Annotated in this window: 8 protein-coding genes and 1 pseudogene; 6 read left to right on the forward strand and 3 right to left on the reverse strand. The window is 65.2% G+C overall.

The annotated features are described in order from the left end of the window. Positions 1–14: 14 nt before the first annotated feature. From CSC74_RS07305 to CSC74_RS07315, 3 genes are all read left to right on the forward strand, one after another. Positions 15–248, forward strand: a complete 234-nt coding sequence (locus CSC74_RS07305) for a hypothetical protein (protein ID WP_162313796.1) — start codon at positions 15–17, stop codon at positions 246–248. A 339-nt stretch (positions 249–587) separates the two neighbouring features. Further along, positions 588–1,247 (forward strand): hypothetical protein, encoded by a 660-nt coding sequence (locus CSC74_RS07310; RefSeq protein ID WP_162313797.1) that lies wholly within the window; start codon positions 588–590, stop codon positions 1,245–1,247. After that, positions 1,244–2,596 (forward strand): XVIPCD domain-containing protein, encoded by a 1,353-nt coding sequence (locus tag CSC74_RS07315; protein WP_162313798.1) that lies wholly within the window; start codon positions 1,244–1,246, stop codon positions 2,594–2,596. Before CSC74_RS07310 ends, CSC74_RS07315 begins: the two co-directional genes overlap by 4 nt. Before the next feature lie 51 nt (positions 2,597–2,647). Here CSC74_RS07315 and CSC74_RS07320 read toward each other — a convergent pair whose 3' ends face one another. The 3 genes and pseudogenes from CSC74_RS07320 to CSC74_RS07330 all read right to left on the reverse strand — a co-directional run bounded on the left by CSC74_RS07320 (position 2,648) and on the right by CSC74_RS07330 (position 7,731). Next, the gene (locus tag CSC74_RS07320) at positions 2,648–3,700 is read right to left on the reverse strand and encodes a ribonuclease H-like domain-containing protein (protein ID WP_246193114.1); all 1,053 of its coding nucleotides are present in this window, start codon (positions 3,698–3,700) and stop codon (positions 2,648–2,650) included. A gap of 144 nt (positions 3,701–3,844) precedes the next feature. Then, positions 3,845–6,265, reverse strand: a pseudogene (locus CSC74_RS07325) (DEAD/DEAH box helicase); the annotation flags it as partial. Positions 6,266–6,657: 392 nt separating this feature from the next. Next, the gene (locus tag CSC74_RS07330) at positions 6,658–7,731 is read right to left on the reverse strand and encodes an NAD(P)-dependent alcohol dehydrogenase (RefSeq protein ID WP_162313800.1); all 1,074 of its coding nucleotides are present in this window, start codon (positions 7,729–7,731) and stop codon (positions 6,658–6,660) included. Between the two features lie 449 nt (positions 7,732–8,180). On the opposite strand from CSC74_RS07330, the gene CSC74_RS07335 reads away from it, so the two are divergent. From CSC74_RS07335 to CSC74_RS07345, 3 genes are all read left to right on the forward strand, one after another. Then, entirely contained in the window at positions 8,181–9,845 is a 1,665-nt protein-coding gene (locus CSC74_RS07335) for an NAD(P)/FAD-dependent oxidoreductase (RefSeq protein WP_162313801.1), read from the forward strand. Positions 9,846–10,142: 297 nt separating this feature from the next. Then, positions 10,143–10,991, forward strand: coding sequence for an NYN domain-containing protein (locus tag CSC74_RS07340; protein WP_162313802.1), 849 nt, complete (start codon positions 10,143–10,145; stop codon positions 10,989–10,991). Positions 10,992–11,002: 11 nt separating this feature from the next. After that, complete coding sequence (locus CSC74_RS07345) at positions 11,003–11,641, forward strand: DUF938 domain-containing protein (RefSeq protein ID WP_162313803.1); 639 nt, start codon at positions 11,003–11,005, stop codon at positions 11,639–11,641. Positions 11,642–11,778 lie beyond the last annotated feature (137 nt).

The following is an 11,778-nucleotide window of genomic DNA, read 5'->3' on the forward strand; positions in this document are numbered from 1 at the left end:
TGCTGGAGATCGACATGGCGCTGTGCGATGTCTGCGGCAACGACTACGACAAGGCCTTCACCCTTACCCAGGGCGACCGCAAGGGCACTTTCGATTCCTTCGAATGCGCCATCCACGCCTTCGCCCCGAAATGCGAGCACTGCGGCTGCATGATCATCGGCCACGGAGCAGAGAGCGGCGGCAGATTCTATTGCTGCGCGCATTGCGCGAAGAAGGCTGGAGTCACCGGCATCGACGACCGCAGCTGAGTCGACGGAGAACAGCATGGCGACCTGTAAGCCCGCAGCTCCAAAAGCAGCAGTGCCTTCAGCGCGTGGTGCTGCCGGTGATGGGCGGGCCGCGGGGGTGATCCGACTTGCGGCGACGGCACCACACGGGTGCCGTGGGCCGGGAAGGCACGGTAATCACGGGCCCGGGGCCGAATGATTGCAGGCAAGCGACACCGTTGTTCAACACGCGATCAGTATCGGCCCTGCAACCATGCTCACGTCTTGCCCCGCTGCCGATTGATTCTGCGCGCAGTTTGGGTTCTGATCGGGTACCCGATGGAATCGGGTTTCTCTTTCCGGACCGCCAGGGACGCCGCCATGAAACAAACTCCGGTTATCGCACTTGGCCTGTTCCTGGTCCTTCTCACCACTTCCTGTGGATCCGCCGCCATGCACAACCCAAGCCCCGTCCGCTCTGTGGACGTCAAGGACAACCAGCCGCCGCGCCCGCAGATCAGGCGCAACCCCAACCCCACCGCGTACGAAATCACGATGACGATCGAGAACGCGCCGGGACCGTTCGGCATCGTCAAGGCTGCGATGCAGTACGAGGTGCTCGATGAAAGCTGCTTACCCGACCTGGGCGGCATGGCCGGCACGAAGGCCAGCCTGCTGGAATGGGTTCCGGTCGAACTCAGCCATGTTTCCGGCAACACCTACCGCGGTGTCGTGTACGACAACCTGCTGGTCGACGAGGACTACTACGGCCTGGGCGTGTGCCACTGGTCGCTGGTGACCACCCAATTCAAGTTGCAGGCGGGAGTGGTGCAAGGGGAATCCCGCTTTTCCCACCACATCTTCCATGATGATCTAGTCAGAAAGGACAAGATTCGAAGCTATTTCTGGAATGGGCGGTATCCGAAGGGAAAGCTTGAGGACATTCCTGTCTCCGGGGAAGAAGACATCCTGAAGTTCAAGCCAGAGGTACGTGACGAACTCTTCGTCCTGGCCTTCGATATCAGGAAGGTGACGCCATGAGCATATCAACGCAAGCGCATGCCGCTCTTGCGGCCGATGCCTACAAGACCTATCCCCGCGACCAATGGGACAAGGGTGTCGAGGTCGATGGTGTCCACTACAAGATCCTGGAGCAGGTCAGCGCATCCTCCGGTTACCAAGGCACGTTGTACCAACGAACCGATACGGGCGAGATGGTCGTGGCCCATCGCGGCACCGAATTCGATCGCGAACTGGTGAAAGATGGCCTTCTCGCGGATGCAGGAATGGTGCTGGTTGGAGTGAACCGGCAGTCCGATGACGCGCTCGCCTTCGCTCGACGAGCGGCCGATCTCGCCAACGACATGAACACGGACAGGTGCCAAGTTCCCAATATCACCATCACCGGCCACTCCCTCGGCGGCACGCTGACGCAGATCACCGCTTATCGGCTGGGATTGCATGGCGAAACCTTCGACGCCTATGGCGCCGCGGGTCTGGTTGCCGACCTTCCTGAAGGTGGCACCCAAGTCGTCAACCATGTCCGCGCCACCGACTTCGTCAGTGCCGCCAGCCCGCATTTCGGCGAACTGCGGGTCTACGCCGCGGCGCCGGACATCGATGCGCTGCGCGACAAGGGCTACGCCAACGACAGTCGCGTGCTCACCGACCTGCGCAATCCGCTCGGCGTCGCCTTCGGCATCGGCGTGGAAGCGCACTACAGCCGCAATTTCCTGGCGGGCAACGACCTGCTAGGCGAATCGGTGATCGGCGAGGCCAACCGCGCCCGCTACGAGCAGTACCAGCTCATGGTCGACAAGTACCGCAACGACATCGGCCTGATCCACGGCACCCTGTCCCTGCCACGCAACGTGGTGGACGGAGTGATCGACACCGCGCGCGACATCGTGCATGGGCGGCAATCACAGGACGCACCGGCGCCGGCGTTCGTCGCCGGCCAATGCGCACTGCCGGTGCCCGATCCCCGCCAGCCGGGACATCCGGACCATGCGATGTACGGCCAGATCCGCCAGGGCGTGCATGCACTCGACATCAACCAGGGCAAGGCGCCGGATGCGGCCAGTGAGCGCGTCGCCGCCAGCCTGCTGGTCCAGGCCAAGCGGGACGGACTGCAACAAGTGGACCACGTCCTGCGCAGCGTGCAGACCTCGCGTGCGCCCGAAGGCGAGAACATCTTCGCCGTGCAAGGGTCGCCCAGCGATCCGGGCCACCTGCGCACGCACGTGAACAGCCGCTCGGCCCAGGACATGCCGGTGGAAGAGTCGTTCCGCCAGGTCGAGGCGCTCAACCAGCGACAGACGGAACCGCTGCAGGCACGGCAGCCTTCGTTCGATCAGCCGCAGCAGGTAGCATCCGGCTTGTCACGCTGATCCTCGACATCGATGCCGCGACCCTTCTCCACGCGGGAGAAGGATCGGGATTCACGGCGCTTCGACGAACGGCGCGGTTTCCTCGCCCGCCGCCTCTACTTCCACCAGCCGCGTCATCAACAGCGACAACGTGACCACGTCCTGGTGGTTGTGCGCGGCGACGCGGCGCAGGTTGCGCGTGGATCCGCCGCGCAGGTAATTCAGCCAGGCGGCGGGGGCCTCCGACCCGGGCAGGTCGTCCTCGCGCACGATGCGCAGCAGCTCGCGTTCGATCGTCGCCAGCCGGCAGTTTTCCCAGATGCCGCGATAGCGGCGGCGGGTGGGAAATAAGAGGTCGACGTGGTCCAGCGGCGTGATCGGATCTTGCTTGCGCGCCAGCCGGTAGCGGGTCTTCAGCAGTGGCGAGTCGTAGCAGCGGCCGTTGTAGCTGGACAGCACGGTGTCGGCGCGCAACCAACCGGTGAATGCGTCGAGCATCGCCGCTTCCGCACCGAGCGTGGAGATCAGCAGCTGGCGCACGCGCAAACCATCCCCATGCCAGTCCGCCGCACCGATCATGAAGGCGCGGGTGCCGGTGCCGCCGGCGAGGCCGGTGGTTTCGGTGTCGAAGAACAGCAGGTTGCGCGGGTCGACCGATTCGCCGTGACGTTTGGCGAAGGCGAGCGACAGGTCGAAATCGGGCGCGGGCATCGGCAGATGGGTTTCGATCAGGCGCAGGCCGGGGGAAATTTCTTCGCCCGGGAGGTCGCGGTCGAGGGGTTTGCGTGGCGCAGCCGGAGAGGAAGTCTTCTCGCGAAGGCCTAGAAGTCGCCGCAATGTGTCGATCGATTGCGAAGCTGGCGCTTCTGCCCCCTCCCTTTCGCGTAGCGAAGGGGGGCTCGAAGCCGCCTCAAGCGGCTGAGGGGGAGGGGTGCCTTTGATCTTTCTGCTGCTGTTGTTGGTCAATAAAAGCGCGTCTTCGGAAGATTCAAAATCCAGATCAAGAGCATCCCTCCCCCTCAGCCGCTCGTCGCGGCTTCGAGCTCCCCTTGCTTCGCAAAGGGAGGGGGCAACAGCACCCGCCTCGCGCTTCAACGCCCGCAATTTCTCAAGAGAAATGCTCACGGCGCGGCCACCGGTGCATGGCGTAGGAGCGACGTAAGTCGCGAAGAACATCTTCCGTTCGGGCAAGGGGCGCTCCGAATGTGGGTCATTGTTTCGCGACTTACGTCGCTCCTACGACGGAAATCAAGCACGTTCGTTCTTTCCCAGCAGGCCCAGTACCTCCAGGGCCAGCGACTTCGGCGTCGCCAGCTGCTTGTCCTCATGCGCCGCCAGCACCGGCCCCACGCAGGCCGGACAACCGGCCACGCAATCACAACGCCCGACCAATTCGCGCGCGCGCTGCACCAGCTCCGCCTGTCGCTCCCACAGCGGTTCGCTCAAGCCCACGCCGCCGGGAAAGTTGTCGTACAGATACACGGTCGGCACGAACTGCTGCACTTCCACCATCGCAACCGCCTTGCCCGCATCGTCCTGCGCACGCCCATTGCCCTTGCCATCCTGCGTCGCGAACCACGCCCCATCGCCGTTGCCCACCGATTTCTGCAGATCGCGCGCATCGGCCATCACCGCCACCGTCGCCACCACATGCAATGCGTAGGCCGCGCCGAGGAAGCCATCCAGCGCGTCCTGCTTCGACGCGAATGACTTCAGCAACACCGCCTGCGGCAACTGCCACCACACCGCGGTGGTGTGCAGTTCCTGGTCGGGCAGGTTGACCGGTCCGTAGCCTATGTTCTCGTGCGTGTAGTAGCGGATCTTCTTGTAGCCGGCCACGCGCCGGACCACGTGCACTTCGCCGTGGTGGGAATCGCCATCGCCCGCGCCGCAACCGTCGAAGCGTTCCAGCACCTTGAGTTTGGTGAAATCGATACTGTCGGTGTAGTAATCGACATGGGTGCGGGTGACATAGGCCTTGCGCCCCTCCCAGTCCAGCCGTTCGACCTGATACGGCGTGCTCTGCACCATGTGGATCGCGCCTTCGTACAGGGTCAGCGCGGCGGCGGAGTAATCCACTTCGCACAGGATCACCTGGCGGCCGTCGGTCTTGTCCACGACCACGAAGTTGCCGTCGGCCACCGAGCGCAAGCTCACCGCCTGCGCCGGATAGCTGTCGGCGATCCATTCCCAGCGCTCGCCTTCGCGATGCACCACTTCGGTTTCGGCCAGCGCTTCCAGATACACCGACGGATCGATGGGGCCGAAGGCTTCACCGACCAGGAACGGCAGTTCGAAGGAACCGCAACGGATGTGGTCGAACAGGATCAATGGTTGGTCCGGGGCGATGCGCGCGTGTTCCGGCGGCGCGTCGGCGAAGAAATCCGGGTGCCGCACCACGTATTGGTCCAGCGGTTGCGAACTGGCGACCAGTACACCGAGCGAAGGTTGCTGGCGGCGGCCCGCGCGGCCGAAGCGCTGCCAGGTCGCGGCCACCGTGCCGGGATAGCCGTTCAACACCACCACGTCCAGGCTGCCGATATCCACGCCCAGCTCCAGCGCGGAGGTGGCGATGATGCCGTCGATGCGTCCGGCGCGCATGGCGCGTTCGGCTTCGCGGCGCTCGGTCGGCAGGTAGCCGCCGCGATACGCGCGGATCCGTGGCGGTTTGCGCGGGTCGTGGTCGAACACATCCTTCAGATACTTGGTCAGCACCTCCACCATCAACCGGCTCTGCGCGAACACCAATGTCTTCAGCCCCGACTTGATCGCGATGCGGGCGATGCGGTTGCTCTGCGAACGCGCCGAGGCGCGCAGGCCAAGATCGGCGTTGACCACCGGCGGGTTCCATAGCAGCACGTGCTTGTCGCCGGTGGGCGCGCCGGATCCGGTGATCGCGTGCACACGGTCCTCGATCAGCGCTTCGCAATGCGCCTGCGGGTTGCCGATCGTGGCCGAGCACAGGATGAATTGCGGTTTGACGCCGTAGAACGCGCAGATGCGCTTGAGCCGGCGCAGCACGTTGGTGACGTGGCTGCCGAACACACCGCGGTAGGTATGCACCTCGTCGATCACCACGTAGCGCAGGTTCTCGAAGAACTGCGCCCACTTGGTGTGGTGCGGCAGGATGGCCTGGTGCAGCATGTCCGGATTGCTGACCACGATGTCGCCATGCAGGCGGATCGCCTGACGCGCATCGCCGGGGGTGTCGCCGTCGAAGGTGAACGCCTTCACCCCCAGCTCGCCGGCGCGGTTCAGCTCCAGCAGTTCGGCGACTTGATCCTGCGCCAGCGCCTTGGTCGGGAACAGATACAAGGCCTTGGCATTGCCGGTCATCGCCGCGGCCACCACCGGCAGGGTGTAGCAAAGCGACTTGCCCGACGCGGTCGGGGTGACGATGGCCACGTGCTCGCCGGCCTGCGCCGCGCTCCACGCCTCGGCCTGGTGGCTGTAGAGCTGGTCGATGCCACGCGCCCGCAGCGCCGCGTTCAGTTGCACCGGCACGTCATCGGGAATCGGCGCGTAGCTCCCCTCGCGCCCGGGGATCATGAAATTGCCGGTGATGCGGTCGGCGTAGCGCTTCGACAGCCGGGCAGTCAGCAGGCCGCCGTCGCGGCTCATTCGCCCATCTTCGAGCGTTGAGAGCGCCCGCTCCTGGTCTTCGGTGCGTTTGGCGAGGGCGAAGGCCATGGTGTGGATCCATGCGACAGGGGCTGAGGATTGGACGCTGGGGGCTTCTCACCTGGTGAGATTGGGGCTGGTCTTCCACAGTCGAACAGCAGGCTTGATCCCTTCTCCCCTTGCGGGAAGAGGTGCCCGAAGGGCGGAAGGGGGGTGGCAGGCGAAGCCTGCTGCCTCTTGTCTCGACAGATCAAGCCTGTGGATGGGTCTCCTGCGTGGTTGAGTTCATCCCTCCGCTTGCCCCTCTCCCGACGCGCAGGCGCGTCGACCTCTCCCGCAAGGGGAGAGGTGTATTTCATGCGTCCGCCTGAAAGCTGGCCTCCCTACTTCCCGAAATTCCCGAGCAAACTGCCAACTGGAGATCTCCGGCAGGCGGAGCGGGGACGTCGCATCTACGCCTGCTACGGCGTTATCGCCACCTTCAACACCCCATCGCGCTGGTGGCTGAAGAGTTCGTACGCGGCCTCGATGTCGTCCAGCCTGTAGCGATGGGTGACCATGGCGCCCAGGTCGACTCGGCCGGACGCGATCACCGACATCAGCCGGCGCATGCGCTCCTTGCCGCCCGGGCACAGTCCGGTGACGATGCGGTGGTCGCCCAGGCCGGCGGCGAAGGCGTCCAGCGGAATGGTCAGGTCGCTGGAATACACGCCCAGGCTGGACAGGGTGCCGCCCGGGCGCAGCACGCGCAGGGCGGATTCGAAGGTCTTCTGGGTGCCAAGCGCCTCGATCGCCACGTCCACGCCGCGGCCCCGGGTCAGCTGCATGATCTGTTCGACCACGTCGCCCTGGCTGGCATCGACCACATGGTCGGCGCCCAGCTTGCGCGCCATCTCCAGCCGCGCCGGCACCCTGTCCACGCCGATCACCAGGCTGGCGCCACTGAGCCGGGCGCCGGCGGTGGCGCACAGGCCGATCGGACCCTGCGCGAACACGGCCACGGTGTCGCCGATGCGGACCTTGCCGTTCTCGGCGCCGCTGAAGCCGGTGGACATGATGTCCGGGCACATCAGTACCTGCTCGTCGCTGAGGCCATCGGGCACCGGCGCCAGGTTGGCCATGGCATCGGGCACCAGCACGTATTCGGCCTGGCAGCCGTCGATGGTATTGCCGAACTTCCAGCCGCCGATGGCCTTGAAGCCATGCTCGGTGCCGGCGCCGTCCTGCGAATGCTGCCCGCACAGGCAGGCATTGCTCCAGCCGCTGGGGGTGATGGCTCCTGCGATCACCCGCTGGCCCTCGCGGTAGCCGGTGACCGCCGAACCGAGCTTCTCGATCACCCCGACCGGCTCGTGGCCGATCGTGAGGCCGCGGGCGACGGGATATTCGCCCTTGAGGATGTGCACGTCGGTCCCGCAGATGGTGGTCGTGGTCACCCGCAGCAACGCATCCAGCGGCCCGACCTCGGGAATCGGCTTGTCGTCCAGCACGATGCGGTTGGGCTCGACGAAGATCGCGGCTTTCATCATGGCCATGGGAAGCGCTCCGGATCCGGGGGACCAACACCCTATGCCTGGCGCCGTGACGACTTGTTGAGCGAGATCAATTCGATGGCAATGCAACGAAGCCCGGCCAGCGGTTCGAACCGACGCCTTCCCGCGGCAACGGCCTGGACAGGCAATCGGGACAAAAGTCCATCGGGCAGTTCGATGCAGGAAGGATTCCGGTTTCCTGGGCGCGGGGCGACGCCAATTCGCCCGCGAATCCAGCGTCTCGAAGCAATGCGCACGCTCCTTCATGGGCATGGTCCGTGCATGGAGGCCTGGTCGAGGCCGCTTTGTCTATATCTCGAGCGATATGCAGCGGCCTGGTTCCACGGGAACGAAGGATCGTGGAACATTGCCATCCACCGGCTGGCGCAATACGGCATCGACGGCCGAAAAAGGGACGCTGGTTAAACTGGCGTACCTCCGCGGACCTGCCCATGCTCCGACTCAACAACCTGAAACTGCCGCTCGACCACGATGATTCGGCCCTGCAAGGCGCCATCCTTGCAGGGCTCGGCATCACCGCCGAAGAACTCACCGGTTACACCATCGCCAGGCGCAGCTACGACGCACGCAAGCGCGGCGCCATTTCATTGATCTATGCGCTGGACGTGGACACCACGCGCGAAGCCGACCTGCTGCAGCGCCTGCAGGCAGGCGATCCCGCGCTCGGGCGCACGCTCGCCCCGACGCCCGACACCACCTACCGGTTCGTCGCCCGGCCGGCGCCGGGCCCGGCACCGCGCCCGCTGGTCATCGGCATGGGTCCCTGCGGACTGTTCGCCGGGTTGATCCTGGCGCAGATGGGCCTGCGGCCGATCATTCTGGAGCGCGGCAAGAACGTGCGCGAGCGCACCGTGGATACGTTCGGGCTGTGGCGCAGGAAGATCCTCAATCCCGAATCCAACGTCCAGTTCGGCGAAGGCGGCGCCGGCACCTTCTCCGACGGCAAGCTGTACAGCCAGATCAGCGACAAGCGCCACTACGGGCGCAAGGTCCTGACCGAATTCGTCAAGGCCGGCGCGCCCGGGGAAATCCTCTACGTCAGCAAGCCGCACATCGGCACCTTCCGCCTGGTGTCGATGGTGGAGAACATGCGCGCCGACATCGAGGCGCTGGGCGGCGAGATCCGTTTCTCGCACCGGGTCGACGACGTCCTGGTCGAAATGGATTCCTCCGGCACCCGGCACCTGCGCGGCGTGATCCTGGCCAACGGCGAGGAAATCCGCGCCGACCACGTGGTCATGGCCCTGGGCCACAGCGCCCGCGATACCTTCTTCATGCTGCACGAACGCGGCGTGTTCCTGGAAGCCAAGCCGTTCTCCGTCGGCTTCCGCATCGAACACCCGCAATCGCTGATCGACCGCGCGCGTTTCGGCCCGCAGGCCGGGCATCCGCTGCTCGGTGCGGCCGACTACAAACTCGTCCACCACTGCCGCAGCGGACGTTCGGTCTACAGCTTCTGCATGTGCCCGGGCGGCACCGTGGTCGCGGCCGCCAGCGAAGCCGGGCGCGTGGTCACCAACGGCATGAGCCAGTACTCGCGCAACGAACGCAACGCCAACGCCGCCATCGTGGTCGGCATCACCCCCGAGGACTACGCCGAGTTCGATCCCAGCGGCAGCCCGCTGGCCGGCATCGCCCTGCAACGGCACTGGGAAGAACAGGCGTTCCGGCTCGGCGGCGAAAGCTACGACGCGCCGGGACAGTTGGTCGGCGATTTCCTGCGCAAGCGTGCGTCGACCGGATTCGGCACGGTGCAACCTTCGTATACGCCGGGCGTGATCCTGGGCGACCTCTCGACCGCGCTGCCGCGCTACGCCATCGACGCGATCCGCGAGGCGTTGCCGGCGTTCGACAAACAGATAAAAGGCTTCGCCATGGAGGATGCGATCCTCACGGGCGTGGAAACGCGCACGTCCTCGCCGGTGCGGATGACCCGCGGCGTCGATGGACAGAGCCTCAATACGCGCGGACTGTTTCCCGCGGGCGAAGGTGCGGGCTATGCGGGCGGGATCCTCTCGGCCGCGGTGGATGGGATCAGGGCGGCGGAGGCGGTGGCGATGGAGATGGTGGCGGCGGGTCAGGCACGCGCGATGTAGCCGGCAGTTTCCCCTCTCCCCTTGCGGGAGAGGGTGGCCGAAGGCCGGGAGAGGGCAGGCCGGAGCTAGTGGCAATCAATGGCTAGGCGATGTCGAGTGCGGGAAAGCCAAAGCCGAAAGCACGCCTCGCTGCGCTCGCCCCCCTCTCCTGCCCTTCGGGCATCCTCTCCCACAAGGGGAGGGAGAAATAACCTGGTTGAACCAACAACGCTTTCATATCCGCCATGCAAGCATGTGGCTTGCACTGCGCGCACAATCGCGCGCATACCTGTGACCGGACCGGACGGAGTTTCCACAATGAAATCCAGAAACAACGGCAAGCCCGACAACGACGACGACCAGCCACGATTGGCGGTGCTGATCGATGCGGACAATGCGCAACCTTCGGTGATCGAGGGCCTGCTGGCCGAAGTGGCCAAGTTCGGCGTGGCCAGCGTCAAGCGCATCTACGGCGACTTCACCAGCCCGCGCATGACCCAGTGGAAGGCGGCGTTGCTGCGGCATTCGATCAGCCCGGCGCAGCAGTTCGCCTACACCAGCGGCAAGAACGCCACCGACAGCTCGATGATCATAGATGCGATGGACCTGCTGTACACGCAGCGCTTCGACGGTTTCTGCCTGGTCTCCAGCGACAGCGATTTCACCCGCCTGGCCCAGCGCCTGCGCGAGGAAGGCCTGACCGTGTACGGGTTCGGGGAAAAGAAGACGCCGGATCCTTTCGTCCGCGCCTGCGACAAGTTCATCTACACCGAAGTGCTGCGCACCGCGCAGGTGGTGAACGAAGCAGTCAAGCCCGCTCCTGCGAAACCGGCGAAGAAGGCGGCCAGGACAGTCGCGCCGAAACCGGTGCCGCAAGCCGCGCCTGCCGCTCCACCAGCAGCCGAGAACAAGGACAAAAGCGTCGAGCGCCTGCCGCTGGAACTGATCCGCCAGGCCATCGAGGAAGCCTCCGACGACCAGGGCTGGGCCTTCCTCGGCAGCGTCGGCAGCTATCTCAACAAGATCCAGCCGGACTTCGATCCGCGCCTGTACGGACACAAGAAGCTGAGCGACCTGCTCAAGCACCAGTCCAGGCACTTCGCCATCGAGGAGCGTGCGGTCGCCGGCGGCAGCAACAAGATGATCTACATCCGATCGCTTGGCTGAGCGCGGCGACGATGGAGACAGGAAAACCGTTCTCGCCTTCGTGCGAACGCAACCGCGATCCGATCCTGGAGGTGCTGCGGGTGCATTTCGCCGGGGGGCGCCACGTGCTCGAGATCGGCAGCGGCACCGGCCAGCACGCGGTGCATTTCGCTGCGGCGATGCCATGGCTGCAGTGGCAGTGTTCGGATCGCGTGGAGCACCTGCCGGGCATCCGTGCGTGGCTGGACGAGGCCGCGTTGCCGAACATGCCGGTGCCGGTCGAACTCGACGTCGCCCATGGTTCATGGCCGCCCACGGACTTCGACGCGGTGTTCACCGCCAACACCTTGCACATCATGGGCTGGGAGGAAGTGGAGGCGTTGTTTGTCGGCTTGGGGGAGAAGTTGGCGTTCGCAGCCGCAGCGGCCACCTCTTTCACCCTGGCGATATATGGCCCCTTCAACTACGGCGGGGATTTCACCAGCGACAGCAACCGTGCATTCGACGCCTCGTTGCGTGCCCGCGATCCGCGCATGGGCATCCGCGATTTCGAGGCGGTGAATGGACTGGCGCGCGGGATCGGGCTCGAACTGATCGCCGATATCGCCATGCCGGCCAACAACCGCTGCCTGGTCTGGCGTCGCGGCACCGGGCCGCACGACCCAACATAGGATTTCCTTGATCCGCGGTTTCGTGCGAGCCTTGTAGGAGCGGGCCTTGCCCGCGATGCTCTTTCCGCGATCGGATCGAAAGGCATCGCTTCCGCGATCGGATCGAAAGGCATCGCGCCCAAGGGGCGCTCCTACAG

The organism is Pseudoxanthomonas yeongjuensis (assembly GCF_010093345.1).
Lineage (GTDB): Bacteria > Pseudomonadota > Gammaproteobacteria > Xanthomonadales > Xanthomonadaceae > Pseudoxanthomonas_A > Pseudoxanthomonas_A yeongjuensis.

Bases quoted from the DNA above. Each gene is read 5' to 3' on its own strand.
- CSC74_RS07310 (WP_162313797.1), top strand. From the start codon at position 588: ATGAAACAAACTCCGGTTATCGCACTTGGCCTGTTCCTGGTCCTTCTC.
- CSC74_RS07330 (WP_162313800.1), bottom strand. From the start codon at position 7,731: ATGGCCATGATGAAAGCCGCGATCTTCGTCGAGCCCAACCGCATCGTG.
- CSC74_RS07335 (WP_162313801.1), top strand. From the start codon at position 8,181: ATGCTCCGACTCAACAACCTGAAACTGCCGCTCGACCACGATGATTCG.
- CSC74_RS07345 (WP_162313803.1), top strand. From the start codon at position 11,003: ATGGAGACAGGAAAACCGTTCTCGCCTTCGTGCGAACGCAACCGCGAT.
- CSC74_RS07305 (WP_162313796.1), top strand. From the start codon at position 15: ATGGCGCTGTGCGATGTCTGCGGCAACGACTACGACAAGGCCTTCACC.
- CSC74_RS07315 (WP_162313798.1), top strand. From the start codon at position 1,244: ATGAGCATATCAACGCAAGCGCATGCCGCTCTTGCGGCCGATGCCTAC.
- CSC74_RS07340 (WP_162313802.1), top strand. From the start codon at position 10,143: ATGAAATCCAGAAACAACGGCAAGCCCGACAACGACGACGACCAGCCA.